This window comes from Streptomyces sp. P5F9 (assembly GCF_057961495.1).
Map to the genome: position 1 here is coordinate 19,272 of NZ_JBXVPZ010000032.1, position 21,790 is coordinate 41,061.

Here is a 21,790-nt window from a genome sequence, read left to right on the forward strand (position 1 = left end):
CGAGGCATCCAGGCATCGGCGCTTCAAGGCACCTCACCCCGGCTGCGGGCGTTCGCGTACGCGGTCGCCGCGCTCAGCCGCTCGGCCGGGGTCGCGTCCCGCACGGCGGCCGGCTCGACGTCCCACTCCCGCCCGCCGCCGTACGGGCGCAGCTGAACATAAGGCCCCTCATGCCCCATGACGATGCCCACTCTCCCGTTACGGGTGTCCACGGCGACCGATCCGACTGGCGGTTTCATCGCTCTCCTCGCACCCGAATCCGGAATTCCATCAAGGTTTCCCTCGCCTCCAAGCAGTGTGCCCACACCTGGCTCCCCTCCCTTTTCGACTTTCACGCTTCCCGTCTCCGGGGCACCCCTGATCCCCCTACACTCGGCAGGAGTCTGTCGACGGCAACTGCGGTGCGGACCAAGGGGGTTGACTGTGTCAGCCAATTCGAACAGGGAATTCGGAAACCGCAGACGGATCTGCTCATCCGGTTTGGCGAGATCCTGAGAACCGTCGGCATCGTCTATACAGATCGTCTATACAGAAGGGTGCTTTCGGCGCCGATTCCGTGAAGGTCGGCGTTGCGGTCAGGCGCGTCCCCGGCCCTCTTCCGACTATGGAACGAGGCTCGAACGGGAACGAGGCTCTAACGGGGGAGGCCACCCATGCCGGTCCGCATCCACTTCACGGACGACGACCTCGCACACATCAGGCTCGCGCAGACACCGGACCCCTTATGGGAAGCGCTGCTGAGCATGCACGTACTCCAGACCAACACCGCGTCGGCTGTCTTCGGCCCCTGGCGGCGGGCGGTGCGGCCCGAACTGCCCGTTCCGGTCCGGGAGTTGCTGCGGCTCGCACCGCCCCACGGATACTCACCGGACTTCCTCACCCCGGCGGGCGGAGCCGGTGGCCTGGAGGCGGGGATAGGCGCGCTGCTCTCCACCCCGCGGGGCCGGCTCCGGCACGATCTGCTCGAACTCTCGCGCGCGGGGCGGAAGTTACCGTCCTGGGCGCCGTCGCTGGCCGAGGGCGACGGGGACGCCGTAGCGCATCTCGCACAGGCGCTCCGCGCCTACATCCGGATCGCGCTCGCCCCCTGGTGGAACGGCATCCGCACCCGCCTGGACGCCGAACGCTCGCTTCACGACCGCTTCCTGACGAAGGGTCACCTGGACGGCCTGCTGGGCAGGCTCCACCCCGGCCTCTCCTGGCAGCCACCGGTGCTCGAAGTCAGCGGCCCGGGCGGAGCGGACCGGGACGTACGACTGGACGGCCGGGGACTGCTCGTCCTGCCGTCGTACTTCTGCTGGCGGTACCCGACACTCCTGAGGGACCCCACGCTCCCGGTGGTCGTGGTCTACCCCATGGCCCACGACACGGCCGTAGGCAGGACGACGCGCCACCGCCCTTCCCTGGGCGCGCTGCTCGGCCAGACCCGCACGGAGGTCCTGGAGTCGCTCGCGGAGCACCACGGCATGACGACCACGGAACTCGCCCACGGCGTGGGCATCGCGCCGGCCACGGCCAGCCACCACGCGGGCGTACTGCGCGAGGCGGGTCTCCTGAGCACGTCACGGGCGGGCCAGGCGGTCCTGCACACGCTCACCCCACTGGGACTGGCCCTACTGGACGGCTAGCGGGTTGATACGAGCCTTGAGCAGGCAGAACTCATTGCCCTCGGGGTCGGCCAGCACATGCCACTGCTCCTCCCCCGTCTGACCGATGTCGGCCCGCCGCGCACCGAGCGCCAGCAGCCGTTCGAGCTCGGCGTCCTGATCACGGTCGGTGGGGTTGACGTCGATGTGCAACCGGGACTTCCCCGGCTCGGGCTCGTCCCGCCGACTGAAGAAGAGGGTCGGATGCGGCCCCCCGAACCCTTCCGACGTCCCGATCTCCACCCACTGCCCTTCCTCGCGTTCGAGCACGACGAAGCCCAGGACCTCGCACCAGAACCGCGCCAGCAGTTCGGGATCACGACACCCGAGCACCAGCTCACCGATACGACTCGCCATGAAAAAACCTGCTCTCAAGGGCTCCCGGCAGTGAAAACAACCTCGCGACCGTACCGGACGATTCGAGCACGGTCGAAGGGTTTTCCCTTCCCCGTACGGCGGTTGCGAACCTGAGGCCATGCTGACCGCACTCCGCAAACGCACCGTCCGACTTTCCGTCCTCGCCCTGGCCCCCCTCGCGCTGCTCCTGACGCCGGGAACGGCCCAGGCCACCACCTGCGACGGCGGCTACCAGTTCCACTGGCACTGGAACGACGACTCGCTCTTCTTCGACACCACGATGGCCAACTCGACCATCACCATCACCCGTTGCTGGGACGGCCAGGGCAACCTGACCAGCGGCACCACGGCCGCGATCTCCAGCACCGACACCACCTGGGGCAGCATCAACCAGGCCAAGCCGGTCGACGGCACCTTCCAGATCACCAACTCCGCCCCGCAGCAGTACCAGGGCTACCTCCCCGAGAAGCTCGGCTACGGCGACAGCCCACCCGCCGGCCAGGTGAAGGTCACCGTCAGCATCAACTCCAACGGCGACATGTCCGTCAACACGGACCCGCCCCCGTACATCGAACAGGGCACCAGCCCCGGCTTCCTGGCGGACGGGGACTACTCCAGCAGCGACTACGGGCAGGTCGTACCACCGCCGCCCGGGGCGTGACTCCCCGCGAACAGCGTGCCGTAGACCCAGGGCACCCCGGCCCACGAATGTCCGCGATGGTCACGGTTGTCGGCGTTGACCGGCGGGGTGGGTGACCGCCCTTCCTCCGTCCGGTTCCGGGGTCGGGGCCGGTTCCGGGGTGCGGTCCGGTTCTGTGGCCTCCCAGAGCACGTTGAACCGGTTGATCCGTTCCTCCACATGCTCGCGGGTCAGCTTCAGTGTCGTCTTGGCCGGCATGACGTGGATGTCCGGCTCGGTCTCGTAGCAGAGTTCGCCGTCGAAGACGATGAAGTCGTTCAACGAGTTCATCTGGGCCGTCGGTTCCAGCTGGGCCCGGACCGCGATACGCGCGTCGATCCCGAACTTGCGGTGCCTCTCGCAGAGTTGACGGAGGCTGCCGGTGACTTCCGCCTGGTCGTCGACGAGGAACACCCGCCGGACCTGCACACGCCGTGTCTTGATGGCCGTCTCCTGGGCGGCGAGATAGCGGCGTGCGGGCTCGCTCGACCAGAAGTCGCGGTCCACGGACGTGCTGGTGGCGAAGAGCGTCCGCTTGACGCACTTGGTGAGGTCGATCAGCCACTCGTGGTTCTCGCCGGGGCAGTCCGCCGTGCCGTTGCCGAGGTTCTCCATCAGGAGCGCGAGACGGCCCAGCTCCTCCTCGGCGAAGGCCTTGACGATGTCCGCGCCCTGCTCGCCGACTTTCGTGTAGCCCAGCACCAGCCGGGTCACCTCGTCGGAGCGCAGCACCGAGCCGTCGACCTTGCTGTACAGCTCCGTCGCGGCGTTGATCTTCGCGAAGCTCTCGTCGACCGCCACGCGCATCTCGGCGTGATGGCTGGACAGGCTGTCCTTCATGTCCCGGATGCGTCGCTTCTGGCTCTCCTGGACGGCCTCCAGCCGCTCGCCGAAGTCCACGAGCAGTTGCACGATCAGCGTCGCGCAGCCGAGGACGATGGACATCGTCCACTGCCACAGGTCGCCGTCGTTCTCGTTGAGGACGTTGGTCACGAAGAAGGCGGCGCCTCCCGCTAAGATCGCGAAGAGCGTCTTGAGGAACAGCTTTGATCTGCGCTGCACCTGGTCCTGCTGCGGTACGGACCGCAGGCCGCCTGCCCCTGGTGTCGTCACTCCGTTCATGTGAACCTCTCCCCCGTCGGATATGCGGTTCGTGCCGCCCCGTCAGCGCGTGCTCAGCGCCTGGTGCAGCAACGGGATTGCCTGTATGGCCAGTTGGTCCCGGATACGCTGGCGAAGGTTCTCCCATTGGCGGCTGAAGCCCGGTTCCCGCTCCAGTACGTCCCACAGGTGTCCCAGCGTGCGGTCCACGTGCGCGCGCGGCATCCACAGATGCAGCAGGTGATCGACGGCCGGGCGCAGCGCCAGGACCGCCGCGGGCCCGTCCGCCGCACCGAGCCGGCTGTTCTCCAGCATGTGCACCACGGTCGTCAAAAGCCAGTCGTGCAACGCCAGGTCTTCGCAGAGCCCCGCGACCGCGGCCGCCTCGATGCCTTCCGGCACCCTCAACTCCACTGTCCGCAGGCCGTCTTCGGCCAGCGTGAAGCGGTCCAGCGACGGCCCTTCACCCTCCGGCGCCTGCCGCGCGGCCCAACGCAGCTGTGTGCGGCGGGACTTGAAGGGAGCCTTGTGGTCGAGGAGCGGGTGGCGCACCAGCTGCGCCAGCAGTCCCTCGGCGATCATCCCCAGGTCCAGTTCGCCGCGCCCGCCACCGCGCAACACGCCCTCCGCGGTGGCCTGTTCGGGCAGCTTCCCGAACGGCTCGACGACCCCGGGGCGGACCAGGTAGTGCCCCCAGGGCCGGCGTACGTCGGGTCCGGCGGCCGGGGCGCTGAAGTAGGCGGTGGACTGGAGGACCCGGCCCTCGGTGAGTGCGGCGCGGGTGACGACCGTACCGACGGCCCTGACCTTGGCGCCGTTCGACGTGGGCAGCCGGCAGTCCACGCCCGTGAGGACCTCGGGCGAGAGGGCGTAGAGATTGGGCCGCTCGGAGACCCGGACGTGTTCGTCGGCGCGCAGCCGCAGGAGTTGGGCGGCGGTGCGGCCGTCCAGTGCCTGGAAAGAGGGCAGCAGACCGGTGCGCACCTCGCCGCAGGCGAGGACCGAGCGCGTCTGCCGGCCGGGGGTCGTCATGTCAATTCCCGTCGGGTGACACCGAGTTGGCTGGCTCCTCGTAGAACACGTAGGTGGCGCGCTGGGCCACCGCCTCCGGTACCGCGACGCCTTCGCCCGCGGACCGTTTGGCGACCTGTTCGAGCGCGACGGAGTCCACGTCTATCTGGTCGAGGATGAGCCGTACGGCGTCCTCGACGGCGACGAACCGGTTCGCCATCAGCGTGCAGGTGCGGTACGCGCTGAACGGGACCCGGGTGTCGCTGAGTTGGAGCAGCGGCGGCAGCCGGTCCCAGTCGCACGGGAAGTCCCCGCCGGTCCACGGCTGCGGGACCAACACCGGTTCGCCCAGGTGCCGTAGCAGACCCAGGCGGGCCAACTGCCATACGGCGGCCAGGAACGGGCAGGACCACAGGCGGCCCTTGTCCGTCTCGGACCACAGCTCGACATCCATGAAGACCGAGTGGTTGCGGGCCGCGGTCTCGTGCGGTGGCTGCCAGGTGACGATCTCCGCCAGCGCGCTGCGCGTCGGGGTGGTGCGCTCGCCGTTCGCGAGCCAGCCCGTCTGGCTGACCGGCGGGCGGGAGCCGTGGCTGCCGGGCGGCGGCGACTCGACGAGGCGGTGCATGACGGACTCGGCCAGCTCGATCCGGTCGGCGACCGCGCAGCCCGACTCGCGGGCGAGGTAGTCGATGACGAGGCCCGCCTTCCCGGCCTCTTCGAGGACCAGCGGGACGAGTTCGGCCGGGGTGGAGAAGCGGGTGAAGTAGTCGTCGATCAGGAAGCACGTGCTGATGCGGGGGCGTTTGCCGCCGGTGCGGCGGGCGGCGGAGGCGCGGGCCGCGTCCACCCAGATCCGGACCTCGGCGAAGTGCTCGCGCAGCCGCTCAGGGCCCGCCTCGAAGTCCTCCATGTAGAGGTGGCCCAGCTCCAGCGAGAGATGGGCCAGCGGCACGGACTGGGTCCGCGGGTCCGCGGTGGTCTCCCGGAAGACGGCCTCCGTCATGCCTCCTCCCAGTACTTGTCGTCGGTCAGCCGCGCGGCGAGGTCGCTCAGCGCCTGCCAGGTCTCCATGGTGGCGATCTGGCTGTCCAACACGTCCTCGTCGGTGATGAGTTGCTCCCGCCACTGCAACACCGGCTCCAGCGGCACCGAGCCGAGGACCTGGCTGTAGCCGATGCCGTGGTGCGAGGCGAGATGCTTCAACTCGGTGTCGCACTGCTCCATCCACGCCGACTGGGTGGGCGTCGCCTGCGACCACAGCGCCGAGTCGGGATCGGGTACGGCGGCCCGTACGAAACGGATCGCGCCGCGCAGCGCGTCCTCGTCGTGGCCGCGGGCGACACCGCCGGCGATGATGCCGCGCTTGCCGTAGACCAGGCTGGCCGCGGCCTCCACGTGCTGCCGGGTCCAGCGGTGGAAGACCAGCCAGCGGGCCAGGACACCGCTCATCGCCCGCTGCGAGGTGGCCGCGAGGACCATGTCGACGGCGTAGCTGCGGCCGGCGCTGAGGTCGACGACGATCAGGTCGAACTCGCCGTTGAGGCGCAGGAGAAGGTCCACGCAGCGGCGCAGGTTGTCGCCGGAGGTGGCGAACTCGCCGCCGCTGAGGTCACCCGGCATCAGGATCAACCGGCCCGCTCCGGGCGGCTGGTTGCGCAGGACGCGGTGTTCGGTGTCCGCCCAGACGTCGATCCGGACCGGTTCGCTGATCTCGCCTATCAGGTACGAGTGCAGTCCGCGGTCCTCGGCGGCCTGGCGGGCGTCGGGCACGTCGAAGACGGCCGAGGCGGTGGGTGAGCCGAAGTCGAAGTCCAGGTAGCAGACGTCGTCTCCCGTCAGGGCGCGCTGGTAGGCGAGGTTGGCGCTGGTGACGGAGCGGCCCGTGCCTCCCTTGTCGGAGGCCGCGAAGATCAGCACGGGTCACACTCCCTGGACCGCGGCGGCTTCGCGGGCCCGGGCGAGTGCGTCGAGCTGGCCCAGTACGTCGAGGGTCAACGAGTAGGCGGTGCCCGGCTGTTCGTCGACGAGCGCGCGGGCGCGGCGCAACTTGACCTCGATTCCCCTGAGTTGCATGCCGCGTTTTCCGTCGGCGTTGGGCGCGGGCGCCATCTGTTCGTTGCCCAGCAGGTGGGTGGACTCGCTGAGCAACGCCCGTGCCAGCTCGGTGAGTTCGAGGCTACGGATCGGGGGCTGCGCGTACATGTTGTGGACCTGGACCATCACCTCGGTGACCCGCTCGGTGATGCTCCAGGACACCGGGCCCTCGGTGAGGGCGGTCTCCGGGTAGATGGCGTGCACGTTGTCCCACAGGCCGACGCCCTCGCCCTCGCCCATCCGGCGCCGCCACACATGGCCGAAGATGTCCTCGGCCAGCCTGAGCAGCCGGTCGTGCGCGGAGAGGTTGCGGGAGAGCGTGCACAACTGGACGGTGCGTTTGAGGAGTTGGGCGGAGAAGTCGCTCATCGTCCAGTCCATCGGCGGGCCGATGGTGCCGCCGCCCTGGAGCGGCAGGGTGACGCCGGGGTTGTGCAGCTGGATCATCGGGTCGTCGCGCGTCATCCGGCTGGTGATACGGCCGCGTTCGGCGAGGCGCTCCATGACGCGGACGGTGCGGGTCAGGTCGTCGTCGGTGGCCCGGCGGCGCATCAGGTCGTGCACGAGGATCGCGGCGACGGAGAGCGAGAAGTACTCGGACTCCAGCCGCTGTCCCGTCGTACGCCAGGGGATGTCCTCCAGGGGCCAGCGGTCGCCGTCGAAGCGGGCGATGCGCGACCAGTACTGCTGCGTGATCTCCCAGCGCAGTCGTAACGCCTCGGCGAGCTTCTGCTGTTCGGCGTTGAGTAGGCCCAGGGTCAGGGTGCGGTCCGAGAACAGGTCCTGGATGCCGTCGAGCGCGACCACCGTGAAGTAGAGGTACGGCACCGGGTTGGCGACGCCGTCGGGCTGCGTCCCGATGGCCTCCTCGGTCTCCACCTCGGGCGCGTCCCGCACCAGGCTCCAGGCCCAGCCGCACTCGAAGAGCTGGCTCTCGTCCTTGAGTGCCTCCTGGACGTCGAGGCCGAGGATGAAGCTCTCGATGATGGCGGCGCGCAGCGGCCGGAACCGCCGCTGGAACTGCTCCAGCACCTGACGCTGCGACAACTGCCCCTGGCCGAGGAGTTCGCAGAGCGTCTGGCCCTGGGAGGAGTCGGTGTCGTAGACGTTGACCGTGAACGACCGCAGCAGACTCACCATGGCGGCGGTGAGCCGGTTGCTGGTCGCGGCCTTCAGCTCTTTGATCGTCTCCTGCATGTCGCCGCGACGGGTCTTGGACTCGTAGACCTTGAGGAAGCCGAGCAGCGCGAGACAGAGGGTGATCGACATCGAGAACGAGTCGGTGACGCCGAGTTGCCGCTGCTCCTCGGTGAGGTCCTGCTCCTTGTCCCGGGACTGGAAGTAGTAACCGCCCGCGAACGTGGGCCTCTTGTCGTCGGTGTGGGTGCGCATGAACTCGACCGCGGCCATGACGAGGTTGGCCGGAATCTCCAGCCGTCCGCCGGCCCGCTTCAGCGTCTGCTGTACGTCGGTCAGCGTGGTGTCGGGGTCGTCCAGCCGGAACGACGGCAGCTCGGTCGCCGGATACAGCAGGCAGAGCAGCCGCTCGGCGTCGGCGACGCTGCTCTCACCGCCCCATTTTCCCCACGCCCACTCCCCTCCGTCGAAGGAGTGGCGGGCGATCGCCTGCCAGATGTCCAGCAGGTGCTGCCGCGGCTTGATCTCCATTCCATTCCCCTCACACAGACCGCACTGCCCTCAGCCGAGGAATATCCCTCTTCTGTTGTGAAGATTCACCGGTCGACCCGGTCAGCGGATCGGAACCGGTGAGTCCGAATTCCCGCGCCAGCCATAGGAGAGGATGATTCCGGAATACCCCTCCCGCAGCCCGGCGTCGCTTTTGAGCCGGTGCACCTTGAACTCGTCCGTGAAGGGTTCGAGACTCTCCCGCACCTCGTTCTCTCCCACGTCGCACGCGGGGAAGAATTGCTCACCCGTATGATAACCCTCGGAGTGTTCCATGAAAGCGGCGGCAAAGGGGGCCCCGGGGGCCAGGGCGCGCATGAAGCGCTCCACACCCAGGGTGAACTCCTGGTAGGAGGAGGTCATCGACTCGGCGACGAAGAACATCGTCCCCACGGACCATCGGCGGCCGATCCGCTTGAGGTCGAAGATGTCGCCCTGTCTGACCTTGACGACCTCGCCGAATCTCTCGCGAGGGTCGGATTTGAGACCGAAGGACTCGTAGTCCTCGTTCCCGCACAGGGCGGTCCAGAACTGGTCCCAGTTCTTCTCGTACGAGCCGACCTGGCTCTTCAGGTACTCCACATTCGCGGGCGAGCGCTCGAAGAGCGTGATCTCCTCGCACCACGGCAACATGGACAGGGCGGGGTAGAGATTGGCACCCGCTCCCACGTCGATGCCGCGAACGGGGCCGACGCCCGGCTTCCGGAAATGATCGGCGAAATGATCCCGAATAATATGCAGGATCTCCGCGTCCTCCGCCTGTAGGTCACGATAGTTATGATCTACATAGGCGATCGAATCGAACGCGCTCCAGGCGGCTTCCGCATTTTTCACCAAGCCACGGTACCAACATCCCGGGCGTGACGTATACCTCTCGTCAATTTCGTAGGGCAATCTACGTCAGGTCACAGCCACCACCGGGGCGCACGGGGGGCGCATGGTCGCGAATGCATTCATGCGACCTGATTCGGCCTTGAACTGCCCGATTGCCCCACCCAAGATGGGTGGAACCCTGCCGAACACACCAGAAAGGCAGGGCGCACACGTCTCGCCCGTACCACCCGTACGAGTCGCACGAGCCGTCAACGCGCAATTGACTCCCTACCCACAGGAGGCAGTATGACGCCCTTTCCGGAGGAACGTTTCCCTTCTGCGGGCCGCCGCGCTGACCAGGCATTCTTGGCCGACCGCACCGACCGGCACCTGACCCTGAGGGGCATCACCGAGGCCGACCTGCCCGAGCTCCTGCGCGTGGACAGGGAGGCATTCCCCGAGGAGCCGTACCCCGCCTTCGTGCTCCGGCAGTTCTGCGACATCCACGGCGACCGCATCCTCGTCCTCGACGACGGTGAGGGCCTTCTCGGCTACATCCTCTTCGTCAACACCTCGGACGGCTACGTGGGTTGGATCATGAGCCTGGCCGTCACGCCCCACCAGCAGGGCCATGGGCTGGGCCGGCGCCTGATGGTCGAGGCCCTGCGCCGGCTGCGCACGGAGGGCGTCCACCAGGTCCGCCTGACCGTGGAACCGACGAACGCCGCCGCGATCGTGCTGTACCGCTCGCTGGGCTTCTCGTCCGAGCAAGGAGTGCTCAGGGACTACTTCGGGCCGGGCGAGCACCGCCTCCTCATGACACTCGCCCTGTGACGGTACTGTCGCGCCAGCGCGTGGAACGCCTCCTTCGGCTCCCAGCGCCAGGGTGAACTCGGGTCGTACGGACGGTCCTTGATGGTCCTGGTGATGGAGTAGCTCGCCATGTCGAGGTCGTGGCGGGGGTCGTGGGCGCGATGCGGGGCGTCCGGAGTGACGAACTCGAAGGCCATCGCGCCGTAGAGGTTCATCGACTCGAAGACCTCCAACAGGCCGACCATGTACGCCGCTTGCGTGTGTTCGCTGCGGACGAGGCGGCCCTTGATCTCCTCGGGGTCCTTGTCGTGGTCGACGACGTTCCAGCCCATGCCGGCGGTCTTCTCGGCGCCCTTGTACGCGCAGGTGCCGAACTCGGTGATCGTGACGGGCTTGCCCCAGCGCTGGTATGCCCTCAACTCCCGGACATAGTCGGCCGGTTGGCGGAAGTAGGAGTAGTAGTCGATGCCCACGATGTCGAAGAGGTTCCAGTCGACCTCGTCGTCCTGGGCGGCGGCGTAGCTGAGGTCGCCGCGGAAGACCGAACGGCCCGTCGCCGCCGCCTTCTTGGTGAACGCGTTCAGCCTGCGCTGCGTCTTCGCCGGGTCGAACGTGCCGTCCAGGATGTTCTGGACGCGGTCCAGGACCGTCGCGCCGGGCACGATCCCGGGTACGAACAGCCAGAACTCGCAGCCCACGCTGAAGTCGACGCTCGCGCCCTGCCGCCGGAGGCGTTCCGCGAACCGCCCTGTCTCCGCGAGGTGTTCGAGGATGTCCCGCTCCGGGACGTCGGCGAGAGTGGGCTGGAGCCAGATGTGCAGCCCGAGTTCGGCGGCCTCGGCGGCCGTCGCGGTGAGGCGGTCGACACCGTCGCCGGTGACGTCGACCGTGTCGGCGTGCAACTCGTCGCGGATCGCGCGGAGGTCGGCGCGCATCCGGCGCGGGCTCCAGGCGGTGGCGGGGGTCTCGCCCTCGCCGACCGTGTAGACGACGCCGTGGTGGCGTAGACCGGGACACCGGGTATGTGTCGCCTGCGGAGGTGTACGCGGCCGCGCCGACGCCTGTCCCGACGGGAGCATCGCGCCCGCCGCTCCGAGGGCCAGCGACCCCGCCAGGAACTGCCCCCGAGTGATCCCCTGTGTGTTCACCATGCGTCCACTGTGCCGAGCGCGGGCCCGTCGCGGTGTCCGCCGATGGTCCACGGCGGCGCAACCAAGGTATGAGCTCTCGCGTCGATCACTGAAGAGATCGTTGCCGGACACCGAACAAAGGAGAGCGTGATCCCAGGCTCCGAACAGTCCCCCACGACCCCTACGACAGGCACCGGCACCCGCCGCACCCTCCTCATCGCCGGTGCCGCCACCGCCGCCACCCTCCTCGCCGGCACCTCCTCCGCACGGGCGTCGGACAGCACGGACAGCATGGACACCACGGCTCGGCTGCGCGCCCTTGAAGAGCAACACAGCGCCCGTGTAGGCGTGTTCGCGCATCACCTGGGTACGAAGAAGACCGTCGCGCACCGTGCCGACGAACTCTTCCCGATGTGCTCGGTGTTCAAGACGCTCGCCGCCGCGGCCGTCCTGCGGGACCTGGACCGGCACGGCGAGGTGCTCTACAAGGTCGTGCACTACACGGAGGCCGATCTGGTCGACGGTTCCGACCAGACCCGGGCGCACCTGGCCGACGGCATGACGGTCGAGCAGCTCGCGGACGTGGCGATCCGCTACAGCGACAACGGTGCCGGCAACCTGCTCCTGCGCGAACTCGGCGGCCCCACCGCCGTCACCCGCTTCGCCCGTTCCCTCGGCGACCGGGTCACCCGGCTCGACCGCTGGGAGACCGAGCTGAACTCGGCCGAGCCGGACCGGATCACCGACACCACCAGCCCGCGCGCGATCGCCGGCCTGTACGGCAGGCTCGTCCTCGGCGACGCCCTGCGCCGCCCCGACCGGGACCGGCTCACCGCCTGGCTGCTCAACAACACGACGAGCGCCACCCGTTTCCGCGCCGGGCTCCCCGCGACCTGGACGATCGCCGACAAGACGGGCAGCGGCGACTACGGCACCGCCAACGACGTCGGCATCGCCTGGACGGAGGCCGGTGACCCGGTCGTCCTCGCGGTCCTGACGACGAAGCCGACCCTGCCGGACGCGCCGTACGACAACGAACTGGTCGCGAAGACCGCCGAGTTGGTGGCGACGGCACTGGGTTAACGCGGGAAGTACTGCCTCGGCGTCACCCCGACCACCCGGTGGAAGGCGGCCGTGAAGGAACTCGCCGAGGCGTAGCCCACCCGTCGTGCCACGGACTCCACCGGCAACCCCTCGTCGAGGAACGGCAACGCGGCCTGCATCCGTAGCCGTTCTCGCCATTGGCCGAACCCGAGACCCGTCTCCGCGACGAAGAGGCGGGCCAACGTCCTCGCGCTGGCGCCGACTTGGCCGCCGTACTCCGCGAGGGTCCGCCCGTCCGCCGGACGGGCCCGCAGTGCCTCGGCCACCGCCCGCGCCCGGGGATCACGCGGCTCGGGCGCGGACACGCTCGTCACCGGTACCGGACGCAGCTCGTCGAGGAGCACCAGCTCGGCGCGTGAACGGGCGCCCGGTGTAAGGTCCGCGCGGTCCAGGTGAGCGACGAGCGCGTGCAGAAGAGGGGTGACCGCGACGACCGTGGGGTTCCGCCGGCCGAGGTGCGGGCAGCTCACCGGGTCGACGTACGCACCCCGCATGACGGCATCGCCCTCGGACTCCGTCGCGTGCGGAACGTGCGCGGGGATCCACAGGGCCAGAGACGGCGGCAGCAGCCATGTCCCGTGCTCGCTGCGGATCCGGAGCAACCCCCGTTCGGAACAGAGGAGTTGGTGGTCGGGATGCCAGTGCGTGGCGAAGGCGGTGCCGCGCGGCATGACGAACTGGCCGACGAGGATGACCGTGTCGGACCGGCGCCCCCGCTCCTGTCCGTTCCGCGACATGACACGGCAGCCTAGCCCGTGGCGGACAGCCACCGGCCCCGCCTAGCGTCGACGTATGCCGATGAACCGAGCTCACCGCAGAATATGCAGCTCAGAGGAGTGGGCGCGGACGACGAAGGACCGCATCCTGCCCTGGGCCCTTGAGCACGTCGAACTCGGCGCGGACGTACTGGAGATCGGCCCCGGCTACGGCGCCAACCTCCGCGTCCTCGTCGAGCGGGTCGACCACCTCACCGCCGCCGAGATCGACGCCGACACCGCACGGCTGCTGCGGTCCCGGTGGGGCGACCGGGCGGACGTCCTTCACGCGGACGGCGCCGAACTGCCGTTGCCCGACGGGTCGTTCGACTCCGTCGTCTGCTTCACGATGCTGCACCATGTGCCCACCGCCGCCCACCAGGACCGCATCTTCGCCGAGGCGTTCCGTGTGCTGCGTCCCGGCGGCACGTTCGCGGGCAGTGACAGCCAACCCGGCTTCCGTTTCCGGGTGTTGCACTTCCGGGACACGATGAACACCCTCGATCCGGCGACGCTCCCGGCCCGGCTGGAGCGGGCCGGCTTCACGGACGTGGCGGTGGACCTGGACCCGGAGAGCCGCCGCCTACGCTTCCGGGCGCGCCACGCCTGACGGTGCCGCGAACCGCCGTACGTACCGCCGCTGCCAGGGCGTCTCCACCGCGTGCCGGTCGTAGTGGGCGCGGACGTAGGCGACCGCCTCCCCCGGCTCAACGCCGTCGAGGACCGCGAGGCAGGCGAGTGCCGTGCCGGTACGGCCCCGGCCGCCGCCGCAGGCGATCTCGACGCGCTCGGTGAGGGACCGGTGCCAGATCTCCGCCAGGACCGCGTGCGCCTCGGCGCGGTCGGCGGGCAGGCGGAAGTCGGGCCAGCGCAACCACCGTGCGGGCCAGGGGACTTGGGGCGGCGGGCTGCCGAGCAGATACACGCCGTACGTCGGTGCCGGGCCGTCGGCCGGGAGCGGCCGGCGCAGGGCGCGGCCTCGGACCAGGCGGCCGGAGGGCAGCCGTAGGACGCCGGTGGTGGTCGGGTTCCAGAGCTCGGCCATGCGGACAGCGTAGAGATGACGGGCCGTCCGCTGCCCCCAGAGGTCAGCCCACTCCCCGTGACTCCTGTGCCGCCCGTGCCTCGATCCCGCGGAAGTGGTCGGCCATCGCGCGCTGTGCGCCCTCGACATCGCGGGCGCGCAGTGCGGTGACGATGTCGCGGTGGCGGCGGACGGTGAGTTCGGGGGCCGGGTCGTCGGTCCAGCCGCGGGCGCCGGCGACCCGGCGGAACACCGTCCAGAAGGCGCCGAGGAGTTGGGGGACGAGTTCGTTGCCGAGCGAAGCGTAGAGCAACTCATGGAATTCCCGGTCGAGTTCGGGGAAGGGGCGGCCGACGCGGCCCGCTTCCTCCATGCGGGTCACCACCGCTTCGAGTCTGTCCAGTTCCGGTTCGGTGACGGTGGCAACGACCCGATGAATCAGGCCTTCCTCCAGCACCTCGCGCACCTGGAGGACCTCGGCCAGCGCGTCCGCGTCGTCCTGGTGGCGGGTGAGGGTGCGGAAGGTGAGGCCGTCGACGAGCGGGGTCAGCGAGGCGCGGCCCACGTAGGTGCCGTAGCCGTGTCTGATCTCGACGATGTCGAGGGCCTGGAGCGCCTTGAGGGCCTCGCGGACGGAGTTTCTGCTGATGCCGAGGTCGTCCATCAGCTCGGCCTCGGTGGGCAGCGGCGCGCCGGGCTGGAGCTTGCGGTCGAGGATCAGCTGGACGATCTCGCGCTGTATCCGACTGTTCCTTGGCTCCCCGGACATGCGCCGCATCGTAGCCGCATCAGACGTCCCACGTCCCACGTCTGGCCTCGACCGGACCTGATGGGGCGTCAATTGCCGCCATTCCCACGCCTTTTCAAACCGCCATTGGTCCGACCTCTGACGGCTACGCCATTCGTGTGCGATGCCTTGACCGCCCCCACGGCCGCTCTTATGGTCGCGCTGACCGCAGGACGTAGGACGTCGTACCTCCTGGAGTAACCATGCGCGAAGACGTGACCCAGAACGTGCCCGCGCTGCACCGCCGGGCGTTCCTGAAGTACTCCGGCGCGCTGGGCGCCGCGGCCGCGATCTCCTCGTCCCTGACCGCCTGTTCGTCGGGGCCGCAGTCGACGAACGACACCGGCGGCGGAGGCACCGGCAAGAACCGGACGCTGACCGCGGTGATCGGCTACGGCAACGACGGCAGCTGGGATCCGACGCAGACGGCGTCGGCGTTCGCCATGGCCGGCAACAACCACATCTACGAGGGGCTGATCGACACCGATCCGATCACCCGCGCCCCCTATCCGGCACTGGCGACCGCCGTGCCGAAGGACACCGGCGGCACCTCGTGGAAGTTCACGCTGCGGGCGGGCGCAAAGTTCCACGACGGGCAGCCGGTCACCGCCGACGACGTCGTCTTCGTCTTCGACCGCATCCTCGACCCGAAGACGGCGACCCTCGCACAGGGCTTCTTCGCGAGCTGGCTGAAGGAGGTGCGGAAGATCGACGCGCAGAACGTCGAGCTGGTCCTCAAGTTCCCCTTCCCGGAAGGGATTTCACGGCTCACCCTCGCGAAGATCATGCCGAAGCACATCTTCTCGAAGCCGGGTGCCTGGGACGACGCGATCAAGGGCAAGGCGGTCGGCTCGGGGCCGTACAAGCAGACCGCGCACCACCCGAAGTCCAACACGACCTTCGCCGCGTTCGCCGACTACAACGGCCCGCGCCCGCCCGCCTTCAAGACGATGAACTGGCTGACGATCGTCGACGCGGCACCGCGCGTCGCCAAGATCTCCGGGTCGAGCGCGGGCGCGCAGATCGCCGACAACATCCCCTACGCCAACATCCAGCGGCTGCGGAGCGGCGGGATGACGGTCGGCGGCGGGGCCGGGATGAACAACCTGTTCCTGATGTTCAACACGCAGCACAAGCCCTTCGACGACGTACGGGTGCGCCAGGCTCTCCACTACGCCATCGACACCGGCAAGATGGTCCAGGTCGCCCTGCGGGGCCACGGGAAGCCCTCCTCGTCGTTCCTCAACGAGGGCAACCCGGCCTACCGGCGCGCGAAGACGGTCTACGACTACGACCCCGACAAGGCGAAGGCGCTGCTGAAGGCGGCCGGGGTCAGCGGGCTGGAGATCAACATCATCTCGGTGAACGTGAGTTGGATCGTCGACTGCCTGCCGACCATCAAGGCGTCCTGGGACGCGATCGGCGTGAAGACGACGCTCTCCCCGCAGGAGACCACGGCCGTCTTCACCAAGATGGACCAGAAGCAGGACTACCAGGTGGTCGCCGCCGCCTCCAACCCCAACCAGTTCGGCCTCGACGCGGACCTGATCATGCACTACAACTACGGCCCGCAGAACCTCTGGATGGGCTACGCCCGTTGGGCCGGGAACTCCGTCGCCAAGCAGCTCTTCAAGGACATGGACCAGGCGACGCGGGAGTCGGACGCGGCGAAGAAGAAGACGATGATCCAGGACTACATCGACATCGTCGCCGAACAGGCCGTGCTCTACCCGGTCGTCCACAACGAGCTGATGACCGCCTGGGACCCGAGGAAGCTGACGGGGATAAGGCCGCAGCCCTACCCCGGCATCAATGTCCTCCAGGCCAAGTGGGTCTAGCAGCACGGGAGTTGGACCATGGTCACCGTCCTCCGGATTCTGGCCCGCCGTATCGTCCTGCTCGTTCCGCTGATGCTCGGCATCGTGCTGTTCGTGTTCCTGGTGATGCGCTTCTCGGACGTCGACCCGGCGTCCGCGTTCTTCCAGGGCGCGAACCCGACACCGCGGCAGCTGCACGACTTCCGCGAGCGGAACGGCCTGCTCGATCCGCTGCCTCTGCGCTACGTCCATTTCGTGGGCGCACTCCTGCACGGCGACATGGGCACCAGCGCCCTGACCCGGGCACCGGTCGTCGAGCAGGTCACCACCGCACTGCCGCTCACCCTCCAACTCACCTTCCTGGGGCTGGTGATCGCGGTGGTGCTGTCGCTGCTCGGCGGGGTGACGGCGGCCATCTACCGTGACCGGCTACCCGACCAGATCATCCGGGTCGCTTCGCTGACCGGGGTCGCGGCGCCCGGCTTCTGGCTGGCGCTGCTGATGATCCAGTACCTGGCCGTGGACCAGGGCTGGTTCCCGACCGGCGGCTACATCAACCCGGCGGACTCCCTCACCGGCTGGCTCAAGACGATGGCCCTCCCGGCGCTGGCCCTCTCGCTCCCGGTGGCGGCCCAACTCACCCGCATCGTACGGACGTCGGTGGTCGAGGAGCTGGACAAGGACTACGTCCGGACGGCGGTCGGCAGCGGTCTGCCACCGCGGGTGGTGGTCGGCCGGAACGTGCTCCGCAACGCGCTCATGAACCCACTCACCGTGCTGGGTCTGCGCGTCGGATACCTGCTCGGCGGTGCGGTCGTCATCGAGACCATCTTCTCCCTCCCCGGGATGGGCAAGCTGATGATCGACGCCGTGCAGAACGGCGACCCGGCCGTCGTCCAGGGCGTGGTGCTCACGACGGCGACCGGGTTCGTCGTCGTGAACCTCGTCATCGACATCCTCTATCTGCTGGTCAACCCCCGTCTGAGGGACGCCTCCTGATGTTCACTCAGTTCCCCCGGTTCTCCCGCGAGGGCCTCGCCGAGACCCTGTCCCGGCCCGGTATCCGGCTGCGCGGCCTGCGCCGGCTGCCGCCGCTGTCGAAGGTCGCGGTGTGCTTCCTGGCGGTCGTCGTCCTCGTCGCGCTGTTCGCCCCGCTCCTCGCGCCGGACGACCCGCTCGACCAGCAGCTCCCCGTCGACGGCACCGGACACCCGTCCGCCGAGCACTGGATGGGCCAGGACAGCCTCGGCCGGGACATCCTCAGCAGGCTGATGTACGGCGCCCGTTGGTCCCTCGCGATCGGGCTCGGGGCGACCGCGCTGGCCCTGGTCGCCGGTGCGCTGATCGGCGCGGTCGCCGCGACCTCCCGCAAGGGCGTCGACGAGACGCTGATGCGCTGCCTGGACGTGGTGATGGCGTTCCCCGGCATCGCGCTCGCGGCGGTCCTGGTCGCGGTGTTCGGCGGCGGGATCACCGTACTGATCTGCGCGATCGCGTTCCTGTTCACCCCGCCGGTCGCAAGGGTCGTACGGGCCAACGTACTTGACCAGTACGGCGAGGACTACGTCACCGCGGAACGGGTGATCGGCGCCCGCACCCCGCACATCGTCGCGCGGCACGTAGCCGTCAACTGCGCCGCTCCGATCCTGGTGTTCTGCACGGTGCAGGTCGCCGAGGCGATCGTCTTCGAGGCTTCGCTGTCGTTCATCGGCGCGGGCGTCCGGCCCCCGGACCCGTCGTGGGGCAGTGTCATCGCGGACGGCAAGAACATGGTGCTGACCGGGGGTTGGTGGGCGACGGTCTTCCCCGGTCTGCTGATGCTGATCACGGTCCTCTCGCTGAACATACTGTCCGAGGGAGTCTCGGACGCGTGGGCGGCCCCGGCCGCGCGCGAGGTGGACGTACGGCCCGACGAGGACCCGCTCGACGCGCCCGAGCCGGGCAGCGGCGATGTGCTCCCGCTCCCCGGCCTGACGGAGGCGGCGCTACGACTCCGGTCCCGGGCGCGGCCGTTGCCCGACCCGGACGGCCAACCGGTCCTGGCGGTCGAGAACCTGGCGATCGGCTTCGAGGGCCGGCACCGCGGCGTGGACATCGTCGACGGCATCAGCTTCGAGGTGCGGCCGGGTGAAGTCCTGGGCCTGGTGGGCGAGTCGGGCTGCGGGAAGTCGCTGACGGCGCTGGCGGTGATGGGCCTGGAACCGAAGGGCGCGCGGGTGCGCGGCCATGTCCGTTTCAACCAGCGGCAGTTGGTGGGCGAGCCGATGCGCGTCCGCCGCAAACTGCTGGGCCACGAGATGGCGATGGTCTACCAGGACGCGTTGTCGTCCCTGAACCCCGCGATGACGATCCGCGCCCAGCTCAAGCAGGTGATACGGCGCGGAGGGCGCCGCGGGGCGGGCGAGTTGCTGACGATGGTCGGCCTCGACCCCGAACGCACCCTGCGCAGCTACCCGCACGAACTCTCCGGCGGCCAGCGCCAACGCGTGCTGATCGCCATGGCGTTGTCCCGCGACCCGAAACTGATCGTCGCCGACGAACCGACCACCGCCCTGGATGTCACCGTGCAGGCGCAGGTCATAGAGCTACTGCTGCGCCTGCGTGAGGAGTTGGGGTTCGCGCTGATCCTCGTCTCGCACGACCTCGCGCTCATCGCCGACGTCACCGACCGGGTGGTGGTGATGTACGGCGGACAGATCGTGGAGACGGGCGTGACCGCCGACCTGGTCGAGTCACCGGCCCACCACTACACGCGCGGTCTGCTCGGCAGCGTGCTGTCCCTGGAGTCGGCGGCCGAGCGGATGACCCAGATCAAGGGCGTCGTCCCCTCCCCCGCCGACTTCCCGGCCGGCTGCCGCTTCGCGGACCGCTGCCCGCTGGCGAGCGACCTCTGCCGTACGACGGCCCCCGACCTGGTCGGCCCGCGCACGCACACGGCGGCCTGCCACCACCCGGCGATCGACCTGGTGACGACGGAGAGCGGGGCGGTGTCATGAGCGGCGCGGAGGTCGAACCGGAGACGGCCCGCAGTCAACTGGGCAGCCCACTGGTCGAGTTGGCCGGTGCCCATGTCGTGCACAAGGCGCGCAGCGGTGGTCTGTTCAGCCGCGACCGGGTCTACGCCCTGACCGGCGCCGACCTCACCATCGCGTCCGGCGAGACGGTCGGCGTGGTCGGCGAGTCCGGCTGCGGCAAGTCGACGCTGGCGAAGGTGCTGGTGGGCGTACAGCGGCCGACGTCCGGCACGGTGTCGTTCCGGGGCCGCGACCTGTGGTCGATGCCGGACGGCGAACGCCGGGCCGCGGTGGGCACCGGCATCGGCATGATCTTCCAGGACCCGTCGACCGCGCTGAACCGCCGGCTGACGATCCGGCAGATACTGCGGGATCCGCTGGACGTGCACGGTCGTGGGACGAAGGCCGAACGGGAGGACCGGGTACGGGAGTTGATGTCGCTGGTCGGCCTCCCCCGCGCACTGGCCGACGGTCTGCCCGGCCAGCTCTCGGGTGGCCAGCGCCAACGCGTGGCGATCGCGCGGGCGTTGGCGCTGAACCCCGACCTGGTGGTGGCCGACGAGCCGACGAGCGCGCTGGACGTGTCGGTCCGGGCCCAGATCCTCAACCTCCTCCTCGACCTGAAGGAACGGCTGGGCCTGGCGCTGGTGTTCGTGTCGCACGACATCCAGACGGTACGGCGGATGAGCGACCGCGTGATCACCATGTACCTGGGCCGGATCGTCGAGGAGACCCCGGCCGACCGGGTCACCGACCGGGCGCGGCACCCGTACACCCGGGCGCTGTTCTCGGCGACCCCCGGTCTCCTCCACCCCATCGACCCGATCCCGCTGGTCGGCCCGGTGCCGTCGGCCACGCGTCCGCCGAGCGGGTGCCCGTTCCGCACCCGCTGCTGGAAGGCGGACGACGTGTGCGCTTCCGCCATGCCGGACTTTTCGCCCGCGTCGACACCGGGACATTTCTACCGTTGCCACCATCCTGTAGAGGAGGACCTGTCCACCCGCGACCTCGTTCGCCAAAGCCGCCCCATGGAGCCTTCATGACCCTCCCCGCCCCGCTCACCGGTGTCGTACCGCCCGTCTGCACGCCCCTGACACCGGAACGCGAGGTGGACGTCCGTTCACTGCTCAGGCTCGTCGATCATCTGGTCGGGGCGGGGGTGCACGGGCTGTTTCTGCTCGGGTCGACGTCGGAGGCGGCGTATCTCACGGACCGGCAGCGGAGGTACGTGGTGGAGGCGGTGGTCGCTCATGTCGGGGGTCAACTCCCCGTACTGGCAGGGGCGATCGACATGACGACGCCTCGGGTGCTGGACCATGTGGCCGCCGTGACGGACGCGGGTGCGGACGCGGTCGTCGTGACCGCGCCCTTCTACACGCGCACCCATCCCGCCGAGATCGCCCGCCACTATCGTCTGGTCGCCGCCGCGTCGTCGGTCCCGGTCGTCGCCTACGACCTCCCGGCCTCCGTCCACACGAAACTCCCCTCCGACCTCGTCCTCGAACTCGCCGCCGAGGGGGTGCTGGCCGGGCTCAAGGACTCCAGCGGCGACCTCGGCGGCTTCCGTACGGTCGTCACCGGCGCGCGTGTCCATCCGGACATCACCGGGTTCAGCGTCCTCACCGGGTCCGAACTGTTCGTCGACTCGGCGTTGGCGCTGGGCGCGGACGGGGCGGTGCCGGGTCTCGCCAACGTCGATCCTCACGGGTATGTCCGGCTGGACGCGTTGTGCCGGGCCGGGGACTGGTCGCGTGCGCGGGCCGAACAGGAGCGGCTGTGTGTGTTGTTCGGGCTGGTGGGTGTCGGTGACCCGGCGCGGATGGGGGGCAGTTCGTCGGCCCTCGGGGCGTTCAAGGCGGCACTGCAACTGCGGGGCGTGATCGAGTGCGCGGCGACTGCGGAGCCGCAGGTGGGGTTGTCTGCCGGCGAGGTGGAGCGGGTGGGGAAGTTCTTGGC

At 69.3% G+C, this 21,790-nt stretch carries 22 protein-coding genes; 10 read left to right on the top strand and 12 right to left on the bottom strand.

The window, feature by feature from the left end; all coding sequences use genetic code 11:
* Positions 1–23 precede the first annotated feature (23 nt).
* Positions 24–239: a hypothetical protein gene (locus AC31A1_RS08745; protein WP_327404223.1), complete on the bottom strand. Its 216-nt coding sequence runs from the start codon at positions 237–239 to the stop codon at positions 24–26.
* Positions 240–653: 414 nt separating this feature from the next.
* On the opposite strand from AC31A1_RS08745, the gene AC31A1_RS08750 reads away from it, so the two are divergent.
* Positions 654–1,628 carry an ArsR/SmtB family transcription factor gene (locus AC31A1_RS08750; protein ID WP_489652682.1) on the top strand — a complete coding sequence of 325 codons (975 nt, stop codon included), beginning with the start codon at positions 654–656 and terminating at the stop codon, positions 1,626–1,628.
* Here the strand turns inward: AC31A1_RS08750 and AC31A1_RS08755 are convergent.
* Positions 1,614–2,003, bottom strand: coding sequence for a VOC family protein (locus AC31A1_RS08755; RefSeq protein ID WP_489652683.1), 390 nt, complete (start codon positions 2,001–2,003; stop codon positions 1,614–1,616). The two genes, AC31A1_RS08750 and AC31A1_RS08755, sit on opposite strands and share 15 nt — an antisense overlap.
* Positions 2,004–2,121: 118 nt before the next feature.
* On the opposite strand from AC31A1_RS08755, the gene AC31A1_RS08760 reads away from it, so the two are divergent.
* On the top strand, positions 2,122–2,664 hold the full coding sequence (locus AC31A1_RS08760) for a hypothetical protein (protein WP_489652684.1): 543 nt from the start codon (positions 2,122–2,124) through the stop codon (positions 2,662–2,664).
* 60 nt (positions 2,665–2,724) lie between these two features.
* On the opposite strand, the gene AC31A1_RS08765 is transcribed toward AC31A1_RS08760, so the two are convergent.
* The 6 genes from AC31A1_RS08765 to AC31A1_RS08790 all read right to left on the bottom strand — a co-directional run bounded on the left by AC31A1_RS08765 (position 2,725) and on the right by AC31A1_RS08790 (position 9,411).
* Positions 2,725–3,804 carry a hypothetical protein gene (locus AC31A1_RS08765; protein ID WP_489652685.1) on the bottom strand — a complete coding sequence of 360 codons (1,080 nt, stop codon included), beginning with the start codon at positions 3,802–3,804 and terminating at the stop codon, positions 2,725–2,727.
* Between the two features lie 42 nt (positions 3,805–3,846).
* Positions 3,847–4,815: an SCO2521 family protein gene (locus AC31A1_RS08770; RefSeq protein ID WP_489652686.1), complete on the bottom strand. Its 969-nt coding sequence runs from the start codon at positions 4,813–4,815 to the stop codon at positions 3,847–3,849.
* A 1-nt stretch (position 4,816) separates the two neighbouring features.
* Entirely contained in the window at positions 4,817–5,800 is a 984-nt protein-coding gene (locus AC31A1_RS08775) for an SCO2522 family protein (protein ID WP_489652687.1), read from the bottom strand.
* Positions 5,797–6,714, bottom strand: coding sequence for an SCO2523 family variant P-loop protein (locus tag AC31A1_RS08780; protein ID WP_366490951.1), 918 nt, complete (start codon positions 6,712–6,714; stop codon positions 5,797–5,799). Before AC31A1_RS08780 ends, AC31A1_RS08775 begins: the two co-directional genes overlap by 4 nt.
* A 3-nt stretch (positions 6,715–6,717) precedes the next feature.
* Complete coding sequence (locus AC31A1_RS08785) at positions 6,718–8,559, bottom strand: SCO2524 family protein (RefSeq protein ID WP_489652688.1); 1,842 nt, start codon at positions 8,557–8,559, stop codon at positions 6,718–6,720.
* Positions 8,560–8,640: 81 nt separating this feature from the next.
* Positions 8,641–9,411, bottom strand: a complete 771-nt coding sequence (locus AC31A1_RS08790) for an SCO2525 family SAM-dependent methyltransferase (RefSeq protein WP_489652689.1) — start codon at positions 9,409–9,411, stop codon at positions 8,641–8,643.
* A 345-nt stretch (positions 9,412–9,756) separates the two neighbouring features.
* On the opposite strand from AC31A1_RS08790, the gene AC31A1_RS08795 reads away from it, so the two are divergent.
* On the top strand, positions 9,757–10,224 hold the full coding sequence (locus AC31A1_RS08795; RefSeq protein WP_489652690.1) for a GNAT family N-acetyltransferase: 468 nt from the start codon (positions 9,757–9,759) through the stop codon (positions 10,222–10,224).
* Here AC31A1_RS08795 and AC31A1_RS08800 read toward each other — a convergent pair.
* Positions 10,176–11,354 (bottom strand): glycoside hydrolase family 113 protein, encoded by a 1,179-nt coding sequence (locus AC31A1_RS08800; protein WP_489652691.1) that lies wholly within the window; start codon positions 11,352–11,354, stop codon positions 10,176–10,178. The two genes, AC31A1_RS08795 and AC31A1_RS08800, sit on opposite strands and share 49 nt — an antisense overlap.
* Before the next feature lie 126 nt (positions 11,355–11,480).
* On the opposite strand from AC31A1_RS08800, the gene bla reads away from it, so the two are divergent.
* Positions 11,481–12,416 (top strand): class A beta-lactamase, encoded by a 936-nt coding sequence (bla, locus tag AC31A1_RS08805; protein ID WP_489652692.1) that lies wholly within the window; start codon positions 11,481–11,483, stop codon positions 12,414–12,416.
* Here bla and AC31A1_RS08810 read toward each other — a convergent pair.
* Positions 12,413–13,174: an AraC family transcriptional regulator gene (locus AC31A1_RS08810; protein WP_489652693.1), complete on the bottom strand. Its 762-nt coding sequence runs from the start codon at positions 13,172–13,174 to the stop codon at positions 12,413–12,415. The genes bla and AC31A1_RS08810 overlap by 4 nt on opposite strands.
* Positions 13,175–13,229: 55 nt before the next feature.
* Here AC31A1_RS08810 and AC31A1_RS08815 point away from each other — a divergent pair, with 55 nt between their 5' ends.
* Complete coding sequence (locus AC31A1_RS08815; protein WP_489652694.1) at positions 13,230–13,802, top strand: class I SAM-dependent methyltransferase; 573 nt, start codon at positions 13,230–13,232, stop codon at positions 13,800–13,802.
* Here AC31A1_RS08815 and AC31A1_RS08820 read toward each other — a convergent pair.
* Together AC31A1_RS08820 and AC31A1_RS08825 are read right to left on the bottom strand one after the other, a co-directional pair.
* On the bottom strand, positions 13,776–14,237 hold the full coding sequence (locus tag AC31A1_RS08820) for a protein-tyrosine phosphatase family protein (protein WP_489652695.1): 462 nt from the start codon (positions 14,235–14,237) through the stop codon (positions 13,776–13,778). The two genes, AC31A1_RS08815 and AC31A1_RS08820, sit on opposite strands and share 27 nt — an antisense overlap.
* Before the next feature lie 43 nt (positions 14,238–14,280).
* Entirely contained in the window at positions 14,281–14,994 is a 714-nt protein-coding gene (locus tag AC31A1_RS08825; RefSeq protein WP_489652696.1) for a FadR/GntR family transcriptional regulator, read from the bottom strand.
* A gap of 212 nt (positions 14,995–15,206) precedes the next feature.
* Between AC31A1_RS08825 and AC31A1_RS08830 the strand changes: the two genes are divergently transcribed.
* The 5 genes from AC31A1_RS08830 to AC31A1_RS08850 all read left to right on the top strand — a co-directional run.
* Positions 15,207–16,841: an ABC transporter substrate-binding protein gene (locus AC31A1_RS08830; RefSeq protein ID WP_489652697.1), complete on the top strand. Its 1,635-nt coding sequence runs from the start codon at positions 15,207–15,209 to the stop codon at positions 16,839–16,841.
* Positions 16,842–16,859: 18 nt separating this feature from the next.
* On the top strand, positions 16,860–17,819 hold the full coding sequence (locus tag AC31A1_RS08835; protein WP_489652698.1) for an ABC transporter permease: 960 nt from the start codon (positions 16,860–16,862) through the stop codon (positions 17,817–17,819).
* Positions 17,819–19,816: a dipeptide/oligopeptide/nickel ABC transporter permease/ATP-binding protein gene (locus AC31A1_RS08840; RefSeq protein WP_489652699.1), complete on the top strand. Its 1,998-nt coding sequence runs from the start codon at positions 17,819–17,821 to the stop codon at positions 19,814–19,816. The genes AC31A1_RS08835 and AC31A1_RS08840 overlap by 1 nt, the downstream gene beginning before the upstream one ends.
* Positions 19,813–20,877, top strand: a complete 1,065-nt coding sequence (locus AC31A1_RS08845; RefSeq protein WP_489652700.1) for an oligopeptide/dipeptide ABC transporter ATP-binding protein — start codon at positions 19,813–19,815, stop codon at positions 20,875–20,877. The genes AC31A1_RS08840 and AC31A1_RS08845 overlap by 4 nt, the downstream gene beginning before the upstream one ends.
* Positions 20,874–21,790, top strand: a 917-nt coding sequence (locus AC31A1_RS08850) for a dihydrodipicolinate synthase family protein (protein WP_489652701.1), incomplete at its 3' end; no start/stop codon positions are given. The genes AC31A1_RS08845 and AC31A1_RS08850, both read left to right, overlap by 4 nt.

Coding starts and splice junctions, on each gene's coding strand:
- AC31A1_RS08765 (WP_489652685.1), bottom strand. CDS start 3,804: ATGAACGGAGTGACGACACCAGGGGCAGGCGGCCTGCGGTCCGTACCG.
- AC31A1_RS08785 (WP_489652688.1), bottom strand. CDS start 8,559: ATGGAGATCAAGCCGCGGCAGCACCTGCTGGACATCTGGCAGGCGATC.
- AC31A1_RS08810 (WP_489652693.1), bottom strand. CDS start 13,174: ATGTCGCGGAACGGACAGGAGCGGGGGCGCCGGTCCGACACGGTCATC.
- AC31A1_RS08820 (WP_489652695.1), bottom strand. CDS start 14,237: ATGGCCGAGCTCTGGAACCCGACCACCACCGGCGTCCTACGGCTGCCC.
- AC31A1_RS08775 (WP_489652687.1), bottom strand. CDS start 5,800: ATGACGGAGGCCGTCTTCCGGGAGACCACCGCGGACCCGCGGACCCAG.
- AC31A1_RS08830 (WP_489652697.1), top strand. CDS start 15,207: ATGCGCGAAGACGTGACCCAGAACGTGCCCGCGCTGCACCGCCGGGCG.
- AC31A1_RS08750 (WP_489652682.1), top strand. CDS start 654: ATGCCGGTCCGCATCCACTTCACGGACGACGACCTCGCACACATCAGG.
- AC31A1_RS08825 (WP_489652696.1), bottom strand. CDS start 14,994: ATGCGGCGCATGTCCGGGGAGCCAAGGAACAGTCGGATACAGCGCGAG.
- AC31A1_RS08800 (WP_489652691.1), bottom strand. CDS start 11,354: ATGGTGAACACACAGGGGATCACTCGGGGGCAGTTCCTGGCGGGGTCG.
- AC31A1_RS08755 (WP_489652683.1), bottom strand. CDS start 2,003: ATGGCGAGTCGTATCGGTGAGCTGGTGCTCGGGTGTCGTGATCCCGAA.
- AC31A1_RS08760 (WP_489652684.1), top strand. CDS start 2,122: ATGCTGACCGCACTCCGCAAACGCACCGTCCGACTTTCCGTCCTCGCC.
- AC31A1_RS08840 (WP_489652699.1), top strand. CDS start 17,819: ATGTTCACTCAGTTCCCCCGGTTCTCCCGCGAGGGCCTCGCCGAGACC.
- AC31A1_RS08815 (WP_489652694.1), top strand. CDS start 13,230: ATGCCGATGAACCGAGCTCACCGCAGAATATGCAGCTCAGAGGAGTGG.
- AC31A1_RS08845 (WP_489652700.1), top strand. CDS start 19,813: ATGAGCGGCGCGGAGGTCGAACCGGAGACGGCCCGCAGTCAACTGGGC.
- AC31A1_RS08770 (WP_489652686.1), bottom strand. CDS start 4,815: ATGACGACCCCCGGCCGGCAGACGCGCTCGGTCCTCGCCTGCGGCGAG.
- AC31A1_RS08835 (WP_489652698.1), top strand. CDS start 16,860: ATGGTCACCGTCCTCCGGATTCTGGCCCGCCGTATCGTCCTGCTCGTT.
- AC31A1_RS08745 (WP_327404223.1), bottom strand. CDS start 239: ATGAAACCGCCAGTCGGATCGGTCGCCGTGGACACCCGTAACGGGAGA.